This is a genomic window from Parasutterella sp., from assembly GCF_057870745.1.
Genome location: NZ_DBMALT010000013.1, coordinates 30,954 through 52,731 on the forward strand (window position 1 = coordinate 30,954; position 21,778 = coordinate 52,731).

Below are 21,778 nucleotides of genomic sequence, written 5' to 3' on the forward strand. Positions count from 1 at the left end.
CATCAGTCTTCGACTTCCTCTCCGATTCCCTCTTCTCCCATGTTAACCTGCCACCGGTTGGTTACAAAAAGTAGAGCTTCCTTTATCAGACCATTCGAAGGACTTACGCTTTCAGCTCTGTATCCGTTAAAAAATAAACGCGAAGCAGGCATGTGCGTGTCTTCTCCATAACGATATAACGCATAATGTTGATGGCGCTGGTCAGCTTGCAAAGAATCCTTACTGAAATAAGAGATTTCGCGACCAAAGCGATCGAACACCGACAGCATTTGCGGTGCAGCCGCGAAAATCCCTACCCTGTTGGATCTTGAAGAAATAACGTTCCTATCCGGCTTATACCCATCCTGAGAGACAAATATCATTGTTGAATTACCGGAAACGGATTTTTCTAAGGATACCGGACCGCCAGCATTCAGGACAAAGATCTGATCTCCGGCATCGACATTTTTGACCGCAACGGCGGCAGACGGATCTGAGGAGCGCTGGACAATCGTGACATCCGCTCCGGACACTAACCCATTGGCTCGAATTTCGCCGTTGGCTTCGAGATAAATATCCCGAGACGCTTGAAGATCTTTAAGTAACACACTGTCGGCTTTCATTTCAGCCTGACCGTTAACAGTCAGTTCATATCCAACTGAAAGCGGACCGTTGTAATTTTCTATAGCCAGATTTCCGTTGATGATATTGCCTTTTTCTTCATTAATCTGAATTTCCTGCTTCTGACCGTTCAGGACCAAATTAATGTCCGAACCGGCAGATACAATCAATTCATCAACTCGATTTCCCAGCTCTTTATCCTTGGCTGATTTCTGAGCTAGTAACTCAACCGATCCGCCTGCAGAAACTTCCAGACGATCGGACGCAATGCCGTCGGCAGAAGCGTCTTGGTAGAGGTTTCTTCCTGCAGAAATTTCGAAGTTTTCCACTCCGTCAGAAGAGAATCCTTCAATTCCGGAGCCCTGTTTCAAGGACACATCTTTCCCGGCCTCTACTTTCACAAGACCGTCCCCAGCCAAGACGGAGCCTTGACCGAGCTCGAAGTTTTCCCCGGCTCTCAATTGCGCCTCTTCGGCAGCAAACAGCATTACGGTGTCTTTTATCGTAAAGTCCTTCCCGGCAGAAACCGCCAAACGGTTGATTTCCTCATCTTCAGAAGAGCTGAGGACACCAACAGCTGATTCCTCTTCAAAAACAACCGAACCCCGTTTTGCTTCAATATTCAGGTCAGCTTGAGTCAGAACAACCGTGCCCTTTCCAATTGTGACATCTTGCCCGGAACTGAAGGAAACGTCCTTCTTGCCAACTCGATTGGAAGCATCCGGATCATTACCGGCAAAAATGAAGGACTCAGAGCCGATATCGATAGATCCAGCGGCGTCTAAGTACACATCTCCGTAGGATATCAATTCAGATGCATCTTTGAGGACAACGTTTCCTTCAGAAGATTTGATTACCGTTTCATTGAGAGAGGTTGAGAGGAATTGTCCATCGAGAACCACATCGCCTGTCGCAGTCATGCTGACGTTGTCTTTCGCGCTGACTTGAGAATTATCTCCCAGCTCGATAGAACCGCCTCCGACACCCGACTCATCTCCGGTTCGGATGTAAGCCGTTTGACCTTGGACGACGGAGTTTTCTCCCAGCCTGATATCGCCATGCTCTGAAACCAGTGACGTATGGTTCTTAGAGCCGACCTCAAGCTTCGATTGAAGAACGGCGCCCTTATCCAAGAAAATGCCCTTGTTGCCGATAATGTCTAAGGTCGTTCCAGACGTGACATAGGCGTTTTCTCCAAAACTCGTTTGACCGCGCGAAGAGATTCGAACATAAGAATCTGCCTGGTCTTCCTGAGTTCGGATATTTGCGCCAGCGCCGAAAGCAATATCTCCTTGAGCGTCAATAACAGCGCCGAGAACTGAAGTTTGGATGGAAGCACGTTCGCCGAAAGTTATATTTCCTTCCGTGTGATTTTCATCATCTCCCGCGTTCATAGACAGCATCGTCGTACGGAACGTTGCATCATTCCCGAATCGAACATCTCCTTTCACGTCAATAGACGTTTGCGGCAAAGATTCTATCGAACCGGTCTCGTATTTTCCGAATTTCGTTTGAACCGTTGCTCTGTCTCCTACAAGCAGCGAGCCTAGAGCATTGAGTTCAAATCCTTTTCCATGAACCGTAAAGTCTTCTTCGAACTTAATGTCCTGACCGGCGCTGAACACCACAGAATTTTTCTCGCTGTTCAACGTTGCATCCCGATCAATCACAATATCTTTACCGGCTTCAAACAAAGTCTTGTCCGAATTTGAAGACACGGTGAGGTTTTCGCCCATATAGATCGAACCCTCGCTGCTTCTTACCGTGACTCCGTCTGTTGCGCCGACAAGCGTGGCCTTGTTGCCGAAACGAATATCTTTTTCTGCAGAAACCAGCAGATCGTCAGAAAGGATTTGAGCATCATGGTCGATGGAGAAGCTTTCTCCGGCGATGACACTAACCTTTCCGTATTGCGGGTTTTCTTGATCCAATCCGCTTTGTGTTCCTGCTTTTACCGTTGCTTTGTTTCCGATATCAATTAACCCGTTTTCCGAAGTTAAAGAGCTGTCGGACGCAGAAATGATCGTTAAATCATTCTTGATATTCAGGCGGTTTCCACCAAAGATATCGACACTGCCGTTTTCAGCAATGACTTCGAATTTGTCTTCCGTAACGTTTAAAACTCCCTGAGCTCCGATCCGGATCGGAGCTTCGTCTCCCGCAGACGGATCTTTCAAGGAAGCATTCACGTTGAGCGATCCGCCAAGCGTCGCGTCGGCGTCTGCCAGAACTTCAATTCCGCCGTTTGTTGCTGTCAGAGAAACATTATTTCCGAGGCTGAAGGCTTGTTGACCGCCGGTGATAGATACACTGCTGCCTCCGACAGAAATTTTGTCTCCAAGAACCAGACTGTCGTATCCGCGAACAGTTGCTTCCCCTGCAGCTTTGACAGAAGAACCGGATTTGAGATCAATTTTCTGTCCTTTCAAGACGGCTTGTCCGGAAGAAGTCTCAACTGTAATGGAGGTTTCAGCTGCAAAAATCAATCCTCCGGCGCTGTCCAGTACGACTTCTGCGCCCTTAAATGTATTGTTTTCATGAGCAAAGACTTTAAGAGCATCAGAATCGGTTGATCCCGCTACCAGACGCAATACCCCGACCTCTGAATATTCAACCTTAGCTCCGGATAAATCGACCTTCCCTGCTGCGTCCACTTCCAGACTGCCGGCAGAATCAATGCTGGTCTTGTTATTGGAATCAACGTTTCCTTCCTCAGCGGAGAGGAGAACCGAGCCGGGTGTCGAAGTACTCAAAGAGGCATCCTTGATATTCAATCCGCCGGCAGAAACCTTCAAGTCGCCTTTAGAAGCAACAAGCGTATAACCCGTGAGATTAAGTTCGCCTTTTCCTTTTAAGCTGATCGTATCGGCGGAAAGATTCTTTTCGTTCAGAGCAAGGTTCAAATTGCCTTCTTTCGACACCAAGATCAAATTAGAACCATCCTTGTTCTTTAAGGAGCCGCCGGTAACGGAAATACTATCCTTCGCCAGAACATCAATGTCCGTTGAAGAATCGACAGTGAGCCCCTTCAACGTAACAGAACCGTTTTCTGCTGCGGCCTGCAAACCGCCTGTGTTGCCGTTCGCTTCTGAACTTACGTTGATGCTTCCTTCTTTACTCTCGACATCGAGTTTGCCATCTGCATTCAAACTTTCAACAGTTAGACTGGCATCCTTTTGAGACGAAATTTCGATAACTGAGCCTGAACTTACTGTATTGCTTGTTACCTCAACCGCTCCTCCATTTGAGTTAATAAATAAGCCTTCCGATTCCCCAGTGCCGGCGGCGATTAGACCGGCTCCTGTCACTTGTGTGCCGGCTGCTGAAGTAAGTCGGATAGAACTTTGAGAGTCAAGTTTTCCGGCATCGATCATGACGGAACCTTGAGAGGAATTCACTTCTACTCCGCTGCCTTCTCCCGTTCCCTTAGCCGATACGGAAACATTTGTCAGCTGCGCGTCTGTGACAGCAGAAAGTTTGACGGAACCGTTCGAATTGATCGAGCCGTCACTGACTTTGACGGCGCCTTCAGAAGAACTCAAAAAGACTCCGGCCTCTGCGTCGTTTCCTTCTGAAGAAACAGCAGTTCTGCTGATTGTCGTGTCCTTAGCTGATGAAACATTTATAGAGTTCTGAGACGTTAATGCGCCGCCAATAATGGAGACAGATCCTTCGGAAGAAACTAACGAAAGGCCGTCTGTTCCTGCAGTTAGACGGCTGCCCGTCAAAGAAATATCATTGCTTGCAGTAACGCCGAGTTTTTTAGCTTCCAATGTTAGCGCTTTTCCGAAGGTCGTTTCCGGTGCAGAAAGATCAAGGGTCCCGTTTAAAGCTGAAAGGGTGGAATTGTCTGCGACCGAAAGCGACGAGCCTGCCTTAAGAGTCAGATTACCATCAGAGGTCTTCGCTGTTCCGTTAAGGTGGATCGTGTTAGACTCAGCCGCCACATCTCTTTTGCCCTGAATCTCTTCAATGGTTAGTGTCTTTTTGGCATTAAATTCGATCTCTCCGTTTTCTGAAACAAGTTTTTTAACTTTCAGAGAACCTTCCGTCGAGATCTCAACATTTGAAGTAACTGTCTCTTCGGTCACCGACACAGACATTTCAGAATCTCTATTAGCTTGAAGGTAAACATTCTGAGGTTTGCCTTTCAGAACAACATTAAAGTCATTGACTGACTCCAATACCAACGCTGCATCTGCCCGACCTACGTCCCCTCCTGTCTCAAAAGCAAAATTAGTACCACTGATGCGCCCGGCCTGTCCTGTCGCATTCTTAACGGAATAGATATTGTCAGCCTTCAGTACAACATCATTACCGCTGGCCACGGATTGGAGATTAAGCGTTCCGTCTTGATCAACAAATACGCCTCTGTTGCCGGAGAACACGGCCGATCCTGTGATCGCCGTTTTAAGAAGTTTGTCGGCAGATCCGATTGAACCAAGCCCTGCTCTCAGGATCAAGTCTTTAGCTTTAACCGCACCCTCTCCGGATAGAGTGATTCCATTTGTAGCAGTGAGGCGGATATCTCCGTTTTGAGAAGAAAGGGAACCGAGATTCAATGTGTTTTCAGAGTCGGACTGTAGGTAAATGCTGTTTACTGCATCGGCATTTAATTTCGTGTCGCTGTTCTGATGGACTTCAAAGGCTTTCTTCAAGTTGATCGTCAGAGTGCCTGCTTCTTTGTTCCAAGTAACGTCGTTAGCTTCTGCTCGAGCTAAAAGCTTGTATAGGTTCAAGCCTTTTTCTGTCGAAGCATCCAAATCGCTGATGTTTGCCGTATGACCGTCAAGTTCCTGACCGATTCCGGCGCCGGACTTCAACGTAATGTTTGCTGCTTTGATATTGGCAACGCCTGACTCAGGAACATAGCTCGGATCGGGATTCAAGATGGCTTCAGACACTGCAAAGAGCAATTCGTTCTGCGTCCAGCCGTAATTGTCTTTCGATGCTTGAACAAGATTTAATGCCGAGCCTTGAGTATTCGCTTCTTTGTTAATTGCGTCTTCTGCAGAGCCGCATCCTGCAAAGCGAGACTTCAGAGCCGCAAAATCCTTTTGCTCTTCTGTTGTCAGCGCTCTTACGCACCCCTTTTCAGCTTCCTGCTCATGGTGCTCATGGTTTAGGTAAGCCTGATATCGATTAAAGTCGGAAGTAATACCATTTTTTATATCTTGTTCGTCTTTAGCAAACCGAACCCCTTCGTTAGAAGTTCCGTCAGTCGTCAGAATGCCGGCTTCAATCCAGCTTTCAAGGCGTTTTTGTGCCGAACGCTCATCGCGATCCGAGCGATCAATCGCATCATAAATATTTCCGGCTGAATCAATTGTGACATCCCCACTCGTGCTGATCTGACCAACAGAAATATCTCCGACAGATTTCAAAGAAATATCACCTGCTGCAGTCAGGTCAAGACGCTGCGACAGATCAGAGGCCTCTTTGTGATCCAGACTCTTAATATTAATTCCGCCTTCTTGGGAAACAAGAGAAAGCTTCTGTCCGGAAAGCGAATTCAAGTCAACGCCGCCTCTGAATTCAGCAGAAACCGTTTCTCCGGCATTCAGGGATCCGGAAACGGAGGCACCGGAATTCAGATTCTTAGCATCAATATAAATAGACTTGCCGGCCGTCGCTATGAGATTCAATGGTTTGTCGGAACTTCCCGCCGCAGTCCACTTAATCGCCGACCCCTCTGAGCCAATTGTTCCTGAAGCTGCTTTCAAGGTCAGATTAGATGCTCCGGTTATTGCTGCGGCTCCGCTTTGATTGAGGATGTTGTTCCCTGCAATCAAGCTAACAGAACCGCCCTGGGCGTTCACAGCGCCTCCGAGCAGGACTGACTTACCGCTTTCAATCACGATTGTATTGGTTCCGCTTAAGAAAGACGTACCTACTTGATGGTCAGCCTTTACCGTGTAGGAATAAAGCGTCGAAGTCGAAGTGGTCGTAACTTTCTGAGTGTGATGTGTGCCTGAGAAGTGGACCCAAGTGTTATAAGTTGTCCAATGAGTAACCGTTGAGCTCTCCGAACTGCTCACTTGTGTAGTCCAAGCCTCAAAATACTCATTCTTTCCTTCGGGACGGTCTGCTACCCAAATGGTCGAGCCGTTTGCTAAGTCTGCATCTCTTACTGTTGTCGTATTTACTGACGCCCAGTTTGTAGGCTCGCCGTAATCAAATGCATCCCAAACGGTAAACTTTTGGGAGTTATATCGAGTAGTGACCGTTGTTGAACCTTTTCCATCGGTCCAGCCATATAACTGACCGGTCAAAGGATTGTAGGAACTATCGGAGACCGAAGCTTCAGAAGATTTTGTTCCGTCTGCACTGAGCCAATAAGCAACAAAGTCGCCTTTACGGATTTCCGTCACCTTGGCGATTGCGTTATCCGGTCTGCCTTTAAATCCCGAGTTTGTATCCGTGATTTGAATGAGGCCCTCAATATTGCCAGTATCGACATTTCCAAGCAGAACGTCGCGGTTGCCGACGTTGATATTGATGTCTGCCGAACCGTTCGCCACGGACAATTGGCCGCCGCCTGTGCTTGCCACTCTTCCGGTAATGTAAATCTGTCCGCCTTGCGGAGAAATGTCATCGACGATCACCCTGTCATTGACCGGATCGTACCAGGATGCGACTTGATACTTATAGGACTTGGAAGCTTCATCCCAAACAGGACCGCCTTCCTGAAGGGCATACTGCGGTGTTCTGCTGTTGACATCCGAGGGTGATCCGTGTGCCTGCCAATTTGCCTTAATAGAAGAAATCTTCTTGTCGACTTCTGTGTCCAACAAAGTCAAACCGTATTTCGCATAACCGCTTTGAACGTAGCCGTTTAAGTTAATCGCATCGGCTGCGAGGAAAATACTTCCTCCGGCAACCATGTCTCCGGCTTGACCATTGTCTGCATTACCAAGTTTGCCCGGACCGTACACATGGTTAGCGTTAGAACTAACTGAAGAATTGCTACCTAACTTGCCGACTTCATCTTTCCATAACTCTTCAACATCGCCTCCGACGTTAAACAATCCGGCCCGGTAAGACTGAGTAATGGAGCCTTTGGCCGTAATTCCTAAAGAACCTCCGGCGGAAATCGAAGCCGTCTTATCGGCGTAAACGTCTCCTCCGCTGCTAACAGAGATATTTCCTGCCCGGTTAATCAGTTTTCCGGAAATATCAATGCTGGTATCCGGATTGATTCTTTGCTCTTTACCGTCCGAGGTAACTAGAACCGATCCGTTGTAAGCGGAGTTAACCTTTATTGACAGAGCTTCTGAATTAGCTGACGTCGTTAACTGGCCACGGAATGAACTCAAGGCGCCTGTCTTATCGATGACAACCTGATCGTTCAGTTTAAACTCGCCGCCTTTATCCAAAATTTGGATATCGCTCAGCTTCAATGCCACTGTGGCTTGGTTATCAATATTGATCCCCTCAGCAGTTTTAGCGATTAAAGAACCTCCTCCAGTTACGCTATCCGTGAAGGCAGAAATATTTCCACCCGAGACTGTGACATTGGAAATTTGGACATAAGGGCGGCTTGTCTGATCAATAAGCGAAAAATTACCGTTCTCTCCCCGGATCAAAAGGCCCTTCTGCTCCATTGTCGTAAGAAGCAGTTCGTCTTCGGCCTTGTAAGCAGCAAGCAAGGAGGGATTCGTCGTGCCGTAATCCTGCATCGCTTTCTGAAGTTCCTCATGACGCTGCCAGTACATGTTCGTCAGGGATTCTGCCTTCACACCGCCGACGGATTCATCATCAACGCCGGTCTTTGTGATCGTTAAGGGATTTTGTGAATCCAGGGTCACGCCTGATTCGTTGGGCGAAGCAATTCCGCTGATCTGAATATCTGCTTTGGTATTCACACCGGCTTGAACGAGTCCGCCGACCTGGATCTTATTGTCGGTGGTCAGATTCTTGGATTTTGTTCCGGCCGCTGTTGAAGCAATCGAGACTTCGCCGGCATCCGACGCAGACGTCCAGAACCAATAACGTGCTGTCTCTTCCGTAGAGACATCGCCGCTTTGTGCGTAAAGCTCAGTATCACGCCAAGATTTGATTTCTCCGTTGAGATTGAGCTTATTGGTCAGGTTAAGACTGTCGGAAACTTCCGAATCCGTTCCGCCGATGGCTGAGTGGCTGTAAGCGTGGGCATAGCTCACTAAATCAAACTGAGAGTTCGAGCCATCAGCATCTCTGCCTGCTCTAATCGCCAACTTGCCTTTCGACAAGATGTTAGAACCGCTGCCGACATTTACTTCATTGGTGCGATTTTGGTTGACGGAAACCTTGGCCCCTGCCCCGGCTACCGCTGCGCCTTGAACATCTCCGACGCTCTGTGCTTCAACATCTTCGTCAGAAGAGGCGGCAATCGTCAGCGTGCCTTCGGCGCTACTAGCAGTTAAACGCACACCGTCGGCCAAGTTAATTCTATTTTGAGTATTTAGGGTTTCGAAGTTTTCTGCTGTCACACCGGCAACGGCACCGGCCGTTTGAGCACGAACCTTCAGACTAGTTCTTCCGACATTCTTCGCAGAAATGGTCAGATCATCTGCAGTCAATACCACATTTTTACCGATATCGACCTGTTGGGTACGGTTTTCCGTATTGCTTGCTTTAATGCCGGTACCGACAAAGGCTCCGTAAACACGGGAGTCAACGGCATAAGTTCCTTCAGCGGCATGAACGTCCCAATTATCAGAGGCTCCAACAAGAATACCGGAAGCGTTAATTGCCGAGCCATCCCCGATCGAGACTTTGTTAGTGCCTTGCATGTCGTTGATCAGCGAAGCACCGCTTCCTCCGGCCAAAGCGCCTTTGGTGTTATCGGCTTTCATGCCGATGTTGTGTTCGCCCGAGGTCACAAAGGATGCTGCATCTTGAACATTCCAACGGCCGCTGACAGTTAAAGTCGTATCAGAGCGATCTGTATGTTTTACTTGAGCCGCATTTGCGTCAAGATCGGTACCTTCGGCAAGAATAATTCCGCCTCCAGCACTGTCGGCAAGAACCATCGCCTTTTCTTTATTAGAAGCTGTTACAACCGCATTCTTAACTCCCACTGAAGACGAAGAAGAAACTTCGTTCTTCACCGATACCTTATGGTTCACTTCTGCGGAATTATTGCCCGAGGCAATCGTTCCTCCCGTACCTGCGGTTGTCTTAGACAAATAGACAGCACTGCCTTCTGTTACCGAAGTGAAGTTCTCCAAAGAAGAATCACCGGACAGTTCAATTTTGCTTTCGACCTGATTCGAATTCGTGAGCTCTGAGGTATTGACAGGAATCGAAGCAATGATGGCACCGCCGTAGGTTTGAGAGTCGGCCGTCATCTTTAAGGCTCCACTTTCATCTCCGAGACCGGCACCGGCTGCCACTGTCAAATTAGCATGACTAAATACATTTCCAGTCACTTCGGAAATGACTTTACCTCGGGTTTCGGCAATCGACTGAACCACACCAATCCCGAGGCCTCCGGCTCCGGCACCGTAACTCTTAACCGTGATATCCGGACGGTTATTTGTGGTCAGACTGACGTCGCCGCCGGCTGTATTTCCGTTAAAGATCGTTCGAGTTGAAATCTCACCATCGGTTCCGTCATAGACCTTTGCTAGCGCACCTACTCCGTTGATGGCGCCGCCGTAGCCTGCAGTCGATTCGGCAAAGAGTTTTTGCTGACGAACTGCAGAGGCATTAAACGAAGAATTAATCCTTGAATTCAGAACTTGGCTTTCTACACGGCTTTTATCACGAATTTCTGCGACCATTCCGCCGCCGGAGGCTGCCGCAACCGTAATTCCGAAGGACTTCAGATGGATTTCTGATTTATTTTCCGTCTTAATCTCAAATACGGGATTGGTCGTTTGAGGTTTATTCTCTTCCGCCTTATTGCCCTCATCTTTACTGCCGTCAGGCTTTGGCTCTTCGAGTTTAATTCCTCCGGAAACGTTGCCTTCCCAGATCGTCGAAGCGCCGCCCGTGATTTCGGCGTCCGCATAAGCTGCAGTTCCGCTGGCAAGAGCCAGCGAAGTTTGGATCGCCTCAAGGTTGGTCTTACCTTCGAGTGAATTGAGAACGTTAAAGTTATCCTTTGATGTGATCGTGTTGCCGCTGAGATTAACTTTATTGTTGTAATGACGGCGCAACGTAATGACAGAGGCCGCTAATACTCCTGCACCGGCACTTCCGCTGCCGAGCGTAACGTCAATGCTGCCTGCCTTTGAATCTTCCTTAACAGAGACATCACTGCTTCCAACCGTCAGGTAATTGCCCGACACCACAACGGAAGTTCCATTCCCACTTCCCGAGGACACGCTTGCGTCTGCCGCTGCGGCCGAACCGACGATTTTGTCTTTTTCTTCCTGAGTCAGCTCATCATTCTCTGTAATAAAGCCGAGAGATCCGGTGCCTGAAGATGCGTAATCGGACAGATATTTATTAACTGTGTCTTCTGCGCTGCCAAGATCTTGACGGTTTGAAGCGAAAGGATTGTCTCCCGAACCGATCACCAGCGAGAATACATTTGCACCGATCGTTCCGATACCGCCGGAAGCAAACGCAACCGTTCCGTTAACGTAATGATCCTGAAGAGAGGAAACCGTGAGTTTGTCAGCTGTAACGATTGAATTACGAAGGTTAGCGGCCGAGGAGCCTTTAAAATAAGAAACGACGACCGAAGCACCCAAACTTCCGATAGCACCCGTAGCAGTAACATCTGTGACTTTCAGATGGTCTTCGTTTTCTGCATTGACGCTGAACTGACCGGCCTTAACTTCCGAATCGTTGACTTCAGCAGATGTCGCACCTTCAATCGTATTAACGTTCACGAGCCCAGCGGCTGCTCCATACATTGCTCCCGAAGCGGTCACGTTCAAAGAAGAAAATTCCGAGATGCGATTCGCACCCACTGAAGCTGACTGGCCCTCAGCTCTCAGGATCGAATGAGCTACAGAAGAAGAAACTGCATTATCAGCGTAGTTGATAACCACGCTGATCGGTACCGCAGCATATTGAGAGCCTGCAGCTGTAATGGCAGAAGTCGTAATCCTGCCCAAATAATTTGCGTTCTGCGCGAATGAACCTAGCACTTCCGTCTGATCCACTGCAGCAGAAACATCCGAGAGCTGCCGATTCACGTTAACGGAAGCACTAACCGCTGCATACTGAGCACCTGAGGCGGCAATTAGTAAGGAAGAAATACCTTCTTTAGCATCTGCATCAACAGAAACAGAGGTACCTGTTAATGAAGATTTATCTGTTGATGTTCCGGTAACTACTACACCGGTTGAATGATCAGTGGTGATGACATTCGTTACAACGCCAATCGCCGCCCCCAAAGCACCGCTCGCAGTCGCAATCACAGTATCCACGTTCGCAGCGTCAGAAGCTCCGACCATCAGAGCACCGGAACCGGCATTCAAATTCGAGGACTGAACCTTCGTTTCTGTCTTTCCACCAAGATAATTGACGTTTCCTGTGGCTGTGACCGCGGCATCCTTGGCTCCTCCTCCGGTAATGTAGAAAGTCTTAAAAGTTTCTGTGGAAGAAGCGTCAACCATTAATCCGGAGAAGGTCTTATCTTGCCTTGCGTCTCTCAAAGAAGCAGCCAGAGACACGTCATTGACGATATTCGAGTTGATCGCATTTTCATCAACCCCTGCTTCTGTCGTAAGAACGGAAGAGGTTTCCTGAGCAGATCGAACGATATCGGAATTCAGGATTTCGGTCTGTGTGATACCGCGTTTTTCTGAAACAGTAACGGTTGCACCTACAGCTGCATTTTGAGCGCCCTGGATTTGGCCGCCGTATGTTCCGATCGTATCGTCACTTTGCGCCTGAATGAGGGCTGCGCCTGCGTACTCTGCATTTAAGTTATTGGTACGAGCAGCAGTGTTGTTCATGACCAAATTAATGGCTGTTGAGGCAGCAGCTCCGGCTTTGCTGCCGCCTGCTCCGCCGATTCCAATCGTATCTATGTCATTATTAGATTCGGCCAATACCGTCAGAGTATCGGAAGAAACAAGTCTCTGTTTATCCGAAGCACTCAGAGCTGCTGTCGTATCCGTGTTGACTCGGTTGACAGCAACACCGACTCCGATACCGACGCCTTGAGCACCCACTCCTGCAACAATGCCAAGGTTATCAATATTAGTGCTGCTTGAAGCATGAACAGATAAGGCATTTAACGCTTTGGCTGCTTGATCCTTGACCCCTTGGGTGGTTTGGTCTTTTGCGTATTGAACCGTCGAAAGGTTGTTGACAGAAGCATTAACGGATCGATTAATTTCGTTAGTTCCGGCTGCTCCCGACAGACCCACATTGCCTCCGGCAACACCGACACTCAGTACAAGCGTTGAAATATGATCATCGGCTTGAGCATCAGTTGTGAAGTCCGTCAGATTATTTGAACCATCCGGCTGAGCAATCACCACACTGTCAACAAGCGCTTGAGTTTGAGAGCTGCGGGAAGAGGCATAAGCCACTGCTCCTGAGAGACCGGCTTTGCCTTTCGCTGCAACGGAAACATTTCCGGCCAGTGTCCAGATGGCCGCTGTATCCGAAGAATGCAGTGAAGCCTCTTTAAGGCCCGTTAATCTTGCATTCTTTAATTGAACCAATGCATCGTTCTTAACGCGATTAACCGCAACTGCACCTCCAATACCTAAACCGGAAACCGACACTGCACCGTCCGCAGCGGCCGCCCAAGCGGAGGCTCGGTTAGCCGCCGCAATATCTAATTTGGAACCTGCAAACTGCACAGAAGAAAGATTGAGAGCCTCGACATCTGCAGAAGCCGTGTTATTAGTGTTAGCCACCACAACAGAAGCGCCGACTGCACCGATGGCTCCGTCGCCGACGTTAACACCGAAGCTGCCTCCGACATTAACCGTTGTAGCCGCGCTGTCGGCATGAACATTTAAACGATTAACTGTGGAAGTCAAATCATTAACGGCGACAGAAGCACCCTGATCGACGTTCGATACAACAACAGAACCTGCCACGTTGAATTTGCCTTTACCTCCGGCCACACCAACGGCTACGCCGAGAGAAAAAGCGTCATCTTTGACATCTAAAACAACGGAAGAAGATGCGTTATCGGCATTAAAGACGGTTCCGGAGGCGTTTACCGCAAATTGGTTGTGAATCTGATTCACAACCACACCGGCACCGCCCGACGAACCGCCGACACTGATGGCCGGAGATACGGCAACGGTGACTTGTTTCATCTTGCCGGCTTGACCATACAAAACGCCGAGGTTTTGCGTTTTTTCTTCAGAACCGTCTTTGCCTGTTTCCTTAGCATCCGGAGCGGTTCTTAAACCGACGTCTTTGAAATAAGATTCATTACTGAGTTCATTGAGATGCTTGACGTACCATTTACGGTCAGCGAGATTCTCAAACTCATCGGCTTCCTGACCACCGGAGGAACGAGCTGTTCCTTCGAAGCCGCCCTCTCCGGCAAGAGAAATATTGAGGTTGTTAAGCGTTGTTGAGACATTGTTCGTCAGCTCGGAAGTCGCTGCAGCGCCCGAAAGTGCAAAAGACGATTCTCCGGTCGTCACCGCAGAAGAAACTGCCGTTGTGACCTGAGTCATGTCAGAAAGTGCGCGAACGGCGCTGTGTCCGGCAAGTTTCAGAGTGCTGTCTGCAAATTCGGAAGAAACGGTGTTGTCAATGTCCGCGACTGCAAAGATCAAAGAGCCGCCGAAAGACTTGGCGCCGGTATTGCCGCCTTTACCGAACGAGAAACCGATACCACCCGTGACTTGAGTGTCTCCGGCCCAACTTGCCTGGTTATAAGACGTATTAAAGAAGGTTCCCTCTAACTGAGACAAACCTTTAACGTTCGTAGTAACCGAATTCTCGATCAGATTAGCCGAGACTCCGGCATCAAATGCACCGCTGAATTTAGCAGCGCCTAACGACAAGGCTGCGGCTAAACCTTCGGCAACCGTCGTACCGCCGGATACCGCACGAATATTCAGTTTCTTGAGGTCTGTATTGAACCTTAAACCCTGAGAATTTAACTTCGCCGCATCAATATTGACTGCCGTCTTATAGTTTCCGGTGTTTCCGGCAACAGCACCGGCAATACCGGCAGCATAATTAGCAGTGTTCAGCTCGGAAATGTAGTTGATGCCAGCGGCACCGGCCCAAGCACCGACCCACTTATCGGTAACCGCATCGACGGAGACTTCTTCCGGCGCCTTGATTTGGAAGTTACCGACTTCGATATTGACTTCGTTTTCCGTATCAGTGTCGTTCCATGCAGCACTTCCCGCCGCACCTAATTGGAACTGAGAAGTTCCACCCTGGGCCACACCCGAAGTTGAACTGCTCGTGGTACTTGCAGTACTGCCGTTTTGCGCCAGGTTGGAATTATTGTTTCCGCTCATCGATGAGCTGGTTGGGTCGTTCTGAGACTGATTGTGGTTAAATTTATCCCTAATCGAATGACCTAAGCCATTGGCCTTCTGAGCCAAAAGCGGTCCGCCCTCTTCTAAATAGAAGCTCAGCCCTTCTTTAACGTAACTAGCTTTATCTCCGAGGCCGGAGAAGAATTGTGAAATTTTGCCCGGAGGCTCATTGGATTCCGGGCTATGCCCCGAAACGCCGACACCGCCTGCAACGCCGATCGCGTTCATGGCCAAATCCTCAGAAGCTAGCAAATTAACTTTGCCGTCGGCTCCGGAAGCCTCTAAGAAACCTTGTGCGTCATAGAGCGAACGATCTTGCTCAGCAATAACGTCGTTGTCTTTAACTCTGAGCTCATTGCCTAACTTACCGGTATTCACAGCAATACCGGCACCGGCTGCTTTATTCGCGTTGTCCGATATATCGACAACGACAGCACCGGCAATCGTTTGGACGTCGTCATCACGCTTAGCACTGACTTCGACTGAGGAACCTTTGACTTGAGACTCATCATCGAGCCAAACTAAGTTGGAGCCATTGGTCACGGCTACAGCCGCTAATCCTTCAAGGCTTAAGCCACCTTTATTGACGTCGGCTGCTGCGCCGATCGTTAAACCATAAATACTGTCCTGGGCCGTAAGGAGCGCAACATTATCCGCAGTGAGCTGAGCATTTTCTCGGACGATTAAGCGGCTGGAAGATGTCAGCTGGTTGTAAACCACCGTAGCACCAAGCGCGCTGGCTTTTTCCATATCCGGTATCGGAATACCGAATACCGTCGCAGCCTTTCCGCCCAACACCAAACTTTCGTTTAAGGCATTAGAACGAACAACGAGATTCCCGTTGTTTTTACTTTCTTGAGCGTCAGCGGATGGCATGCCATGGGCTTCAATCCTTGTATTTTTGCCGACAGTTAACAACGAAGCAGTCTTCTGGTTAATGACCATTGCCGTTCCGGTCGCACTCCAAGCGAAATTATCGGATGAGGCATCTCCTGCTGCGGCAGCGTAAGCATTCAAATAATTGGTCGGCTTGATGAACTCAAGCAGGCTCATGACCACGTTGCCCGTCTCTGCTCCCGCCGAACCGATAACACCTATTTCTCCGAAGAACGCTCCTAAAGCCTCTCCTAGCGTGCTGAAAGATGCCCCGACTTTTTTAATCTTTTCGATAAAAGAAAGATTAGCGTCGCTGACACTGTTGAAATCTGCGTCGACCTTGTCAAATGCTTCTTCGACTTTTGCCCATTGATCTTTGAATTCATGAGCAAAAATGGCCTTGAGTCGATCACGAGCCTTAGCGAAATCTTCCTTCATCTTGGTGAGGCGATTCCACTCAATTTGGGCTTCTGAATCTAAGATAAGCTGTCCATTGTTCGCTTTAAGTACCGAATCATTACCGATTTCGAGGATCGAGCGAACAGCTTCTTTTTCATCTCCGGAGAGCGCGACTAAAACTGCCAAAGAACCCTGAAGTTTCGTTTGGCTCGTTTCTCCTTCAGGCGCTGCAGAAGAAACTTTAGAAGTCACCAGATAATGATGATCTCGTAAGAGCGCATCAGAGGAAAGGTTTAAGTTGCCTGCTGTCTGAAGACCGATGGAGCGGCCTTCAATCACCGGAGTATTAACGATGACAGAAGAAGTTTGGGATCCGAGGACAACGCCAACCGCGCCGCCAAGTTTAAATTTGGTCGAATCAAACTTGCTGTCTACGCCCTGACCTGCCTGCCCCATGAGTCCAGCAACAAAGTCCCTCGATACCGCACCGATGGTGTCATAGAGAAGTTTTGACATGCCAGAAGCGCCGACAGCATTATCTGCCTTAATGGTTAGATCTTCTGTGACATTCTTAGCTGTAACCGAAGCTTCTAAAGCCTCGTTTGTAAATCCGGTGTTCAGCAGAACATTCGAGTGGGTATCCAGCTCGGTGTAATTGAAAGCTAAACCGCCGTAACTGCCATCCTGAACAACGACTGAAGATTCGGTTTTAACGGAACTGTTTTGAGTCGAGGAAATTTCGACTTTTCCAGCATCTTTTACGATATCCAGTAAAGCCGAACTTTGAACGTCTATGTCAGACGTACCTTTGAGTTTGGCAACAAGGACCGAAGTTTGAACCGCTTTGCTTTCTTTTGTGGCGGCAGTTGCCGAAGCTTCAACCGTCAAGTCATCAGCTGAGGTGATGCTCAAGTCTTTTCCGGCCTTTAAAGATCCGGCGACGTTCACCGTGCTTGCGCTGTCAGCAAGCGTGACGATCGCTGCGATGGAAGGAACTTTCTGAGTTAAGTCAGTGTTAAATAGGTTAAAGAGACTCGTGGAGGTTCCGGCTTCAAGTTTGGTATCCGCGACAGAATCTAAAGATAAGTTTTGTCGGGCAGAAAGGCTTGCGCCCTTACCAATATTGATGAGAGAAGACGTCTTTAAGTCCGCATAATAAACCGCTTCATTGAACGGTGTGGCCGTTCCTAAAATCTCCAGCGTCAAACCTGTCGAAAGGTCAGCCATTGTCGTAGAAGATTTAACCAAACGGTTCTCTGCGACGGAATTCACGTCAAGATCTTTAGCTGCGGTGATAACGCCGTCAATCCAGATCTCGGAAGATACATCCAAGAGCTTGTGTTTACCGTCAGAAACGAAATGGCCGATTTCTCGATCTTTTTTAGCCTTTTCTTCCGCAGAAAGCTGCTCGTAACCCGATGGACGAAGACTCTTATTGATGTCATAGACACCGTTTCCGGCCATTGAAGAAACCTTAACGTTTTCTCGTGATTTAACGGAAGCACCATTTGCTACTTTGATCTTTGCTTCGACTTTTTGTTTCGTAACGGATCCTGCAATAGAGCTGGTCGCGGAACTATCACTTCTTGCCAATAAAAGAATATCGCCTGAGCCGTCATCGGCTTCGCGGGTTACCATAGCGTCAGATACTGAACTTTGAGTAACGACGTTCTGACCTTCTTTAATATGAACTAGGTCTTTGAAATCCGTTTCCAAATTGGAAAGCTTTGTGCCGGACTCTAAATGGATCTGGGAAGCAGCAAGCGTGATTCGATTACCTGTATTGATGCTTCCGTTAACTGTAATAACACCCGCAGGATTCAGAGGAACTTCGCCCTGCTGCATTTTCTGCAGCGTTGCGAGGGCTTCTTCTTCCTTTTGTCCTAAACCTAAAGGAAGTTTTTTATCTGATAACTCACTGTACTTTTTATAGGCATCGTCCGTGGTAATCACGGCCGTCAAACTTCCGGCATTGATCACACCGGTTTTACCGACGATCATTCCCTGCGGAGAAACAAAGTAAAGATTTCCTCCGACCTTACTTCCTTTTAACGCGTTAACTGTTCCGTTAACGGAAATCTTGTTGTCGACAAAATTCACTAAATGATTTGTGTTTGTCGGCAGGTGCATGTCCACAAGATGCTTCTCTCCTACCTGAAACTTCGTGAACTTATTCGCGGCAACCGATCCGTTTATGTGAGTTGTCGAAATATCGTGATGCAGATTGTTTTGCGAACTGGTAATCGTCGTTCCCGTCCAATTAGGATCCACAGTGATCGCATGATCCAACGCCTCTGCGACCGCTGTTAAAGGAAGCGTTAATAAAGAGGCTTCCATAACCAATAATTCAACGGGGACGATTAACGATGAGGCTTCTTTGCCATGGGCACGATGATTCTCGTCCGTGACAACGTGTATTCCTCGGCAAACATTCCAAATAACTTTATAGATCTTATTCATAGTGTTCTCACCAAACAGCGTTAATCACGAAATCGAATCGTGCTTTGCTCACGTGTTCCGAACCCACATTTCTCTTAAACGGAAAGGAGATAGTGGCAGAACTCATCAGCCAATCCACCGGTCTCCAAGAGGCTCCGATGCCGACAGAGCCCAAACTTTTATCTTTATAGGGAGAATCTCCGCTCAATCGCCCGGCATCGAGGAAGGCAAACACGTTGGAGCCCTTCCCGTCTAAGTGGTATTTCGCTTCTAAATTAATCCAGGCGCCGTTGTAAGCAGAGATCGTGTCATTCTCATAACCACGAACGCCTGAAGAAGTCCCTAAATAGAAAGAATCTCCGGAGGCCATTTCACCGCCTCCAAGATATCTTTGTGCGCCGGCATTTACGGTGTAACCCCAATTTTTCCAAAGCCGGTGATCCCAAGTTAAATAACCTGTCAGACGGCGGTAACGGGAAGCGTTATCGAATGTGTAGTCTTTCAGCCAGGATTCAATGTATTGACCGTTGGTGTAGAGCGTAATACCTTCTTTCAACCAAAGCTGCTCCAAGCCGGCTGTGAGGCTCTTCACCGAAGTATCGCTGACTGTCAGAACATTAAACATTTCAGTTTCGGATGTTTGGCGTGCTGCCTGCAGATAGCCTGTAAGTTTTGAGGCCGAAGTCACATACAAAGGATGGTCGAGCCTCAATGACAGATATTGAGAATGTCCTTTGACATCGTAGTCCTCGGACGGTCCGTCAACTACTTTTACGCGTCCGTATGAGTAACTTGCGGTCAAACGTGTTCCGAAACTATTGAGCGGAACAGAGTAAGAACCCATAAAGCTTCTTGAACCATGGGAAAACACACCGATCAGCTGGAGTCGATCACGCCACCCAAACAGACTTCTTTCCGTGAAGCTGACGCCACCGCGGTAACGGCCGGACGATTTAGAGCCGGAAGAATCCGAAAACAAAGTGAAGGTACGAGGATCGGGCTCTTGTACAAAGATCTCATAGTCCGTTGTTCCCGGTTCTTGCCCTGCTCTCATGTCCACTGAGAGCTGAATGTCATTGGTCATGTTGAACTTGACCAAATCACCCAGCATTTCTCGGTAATTGGAGACCTTACCTTTTTCCAGATCAAAGGCTCTCAAGATATAACTGTCTCGAGTCTTAAACTCTTTTTCTTCTACTGCCGAACTTAAAGAGACTGCTCCGGTCTTACCTTCGACTAAGGTAATTGTTAAAACACCCTTAGAAATTCTCTGCGGCTGAAGGACAGCTTGACATACCACGTAGCCTTTTTGGCGATAAAGGCGGTTAACCGCCTCAAGCATTGCTGTAAGCTCTTTACCTGTGACAACCTTACCCACAAATGGCTTTACTGCTTCGAGTGTTTCTTCATCCGTCAAAATCTGACTCGGTGTGAAATGAACGGAAGAAAGAAGGAAACGAATGCCATCTCCGAATTTTTGAGACTCTGAGGCGGAAAGTGCTTTTTCTACCGCTTCTTTTGCCTGCCTTCTAATTTCACGTTCTTGCTCTATAAGATCAACTCTTTGAGCTTCATTCAAGAGTCGGCGGACATCTCGCTGAGGCAACGTAACATCTCGCTCCATAGAAGCAGAGATAGCGGGGTTAACTATTTGTGCTTGGACACTAAAAGACAAAAAAGTCAGTACCCCTAAACAAACAAGTGTCGGCAGTTTATTCATTTCCTTGGGATTCTTTATGTTTATCGAAAGATTTTAACAGCCGTGGTAGTCTTGAATTTTCAGAAATCGAAGAGAGTTTTTTATTTATATTCAATGAGAAAAATAGATTATTTCAAAATAAACAAAAGTTCACCCAGCTATTATTTCGGGGTTATTTCTAATAAAAATTACGACTAACAAATTAAGAATGTTTAGCTTTCTTCACTTTTAACTTTCAAAATGATTTTCATTTGGCAAGAGAGAATTCCCAGTAAGCGTTTTGCTTGGCTTTTCATGTTTTTCGTGAGAGTCGTCTGAAATTGCGATAATTTTTGTCCGAGCCACCCTCCTTCAGCAAAGCGGTTCAAATTATTACCAAAAAATGAATTCACGCAGCCTTAATGATTAAGGAAGATGCTAGACGTATACTCACGTTTGGAAGAACAAACAAATAGAACAAATACTTAGATTTAAAAAAAAATTGAGCCTTGATTTCTTATCAAGGCTCCGACCCACGAAGTCGACCGAGGGGACAGCTTCGAGTTTGAAGTGGTCTAAATGCTACAAATTAAATAAAACTTTTCTAACTGCCTTGAGAAATCAAGGCAGTTTGTTCTCCAACTGTTTCACGCTTTCAAAGACCATCTGCTTATAGAAACGGCGGACAAATTCTGTGTGGAAATCCATATTGTTGAAATACGAAAACGTGAAACGCTTCGGATCCTGGCCGACTTCTTTGGAGTCTTCATGGCCTATGAACATATGATCTGTCTTCGGAGAAACTTCTAGTTCAGGCTTATCTTTTAATTTGACCACCATCTTCATCGTCATGTCGTATTCATAGACGATCTTTTCCGGATGATTGTCAGGATCCGCCTTTTTGGCTTCAATCGCAGCCTTTGTCTTCGGATCCATTGCGCGGGTCAAATCAATTACCACTTCGCCTTGTCTGTCTTCCGCGTCTTCCTTCACGATCTTGAAGAGACCTGTCTGTTCAAGATAGCGTTCGGAAGCGAGCCAGAGACCGTAGTGTTCGCGCCAGTCAGCCGGACGTTTATCAAACGGTTCCGTCACAATAGGACGACCTTCCCACAGATAATTTACAACCAGCGAAACCTTTAGCGGTTCCTCTACTTTCCTGAACTGATCGGCTTCTATCACGGTTGTCGGCTGAACAAACCAGCTTTCTCTCGGATAGTCTTTATGGTCATAAGCGCAACCGCTCAGAGCCAAACTCAATGCGCAGACCGAAGCTGCTAATAATGTCGTTTTAGTATTCATGATGCTTATTCCGTTAGGTAAACGAGTCGGGATGGGAGGCACGGAATCTATTCCGCGCCGTTCCATC

The 21,778-nt window shown here is 47.8% G+C and carries 3 protein-coding genes; all 3 read right to left on the bottom strand.

The window, feature by feature from the left end:
* Positions 1–2: 2 nt before the first annotated feature.
* The 3 genes from ACZND6_RS05225 to ACZND6_RS05235 all read right to left on the bottom strand — a co-directional run bounded on the left by ACZND6_RS05225 (position 3) and on the right by ACZND6_RS05235 (position 21,711).
* Positions 3–18,752, bottom strand: coding sequence for a leukotoxin LktA family filamentous adhesin (locus tag ACZND6_RS05225; protein WP_489524437.1), 18,750 nt, complete (start codon positions 18,750–18,752; stop codon positions 3–5).
* Between the two features lie 7 nt (positions 18,753–18,759).
* On the bottom strand, positions 18,760–20,355 hold the full coding sequence (locus tag ACZND6_RS05230; RefSeq protein WP_489524438.1) for a ShlB/FhaC/HecB family hemolysin secretion/activation protein: 1,596 nt from the start codon (positions 20,353–20,355) through the stop codon (positions 18,760–18,762).
* 675 nt (positions 20,356–21,030) lie between these two features.
* Positions 21,031–21,711, bottom strand: a complete 681-nt coding sequence (locus ACZND6_RS05235; RefSeq protein ID WP_489524439.1) for a hypothetical protein — start codon at positions 21,709–21,711, stop codon at positions 21,031–21,033.
* Positions 21,712–21,778: the final 67 nt, after the last annotated feature.

What these genes read in the sequence shown, in the direction of transcription:
- ACZND6_RS05225 (WP_489524437.1), bottom strand. Translation starts at nt 18,752, where the DNA reads ATGAATAAGATCTATAAAGTTATTTGGAATGTTTGCCGAGGAATACAC.
- ACZND6_RS05230 (WP_489524438.1), bottom strand. Translation starts at nt 20,355, where the DNA reads ATGGAGCGAGATGTTACGTTGCCTCAGCGAGATGTCCGCCGACTCTTG.
- ACZND6_RS05235 (WP_489524439.1), bottom strand. Translation starts at nt 21,711, where the DNA reads ATGAATACTAAAACGACATTATTAGCAGCTTCGGTCTGCGCATTGAGT.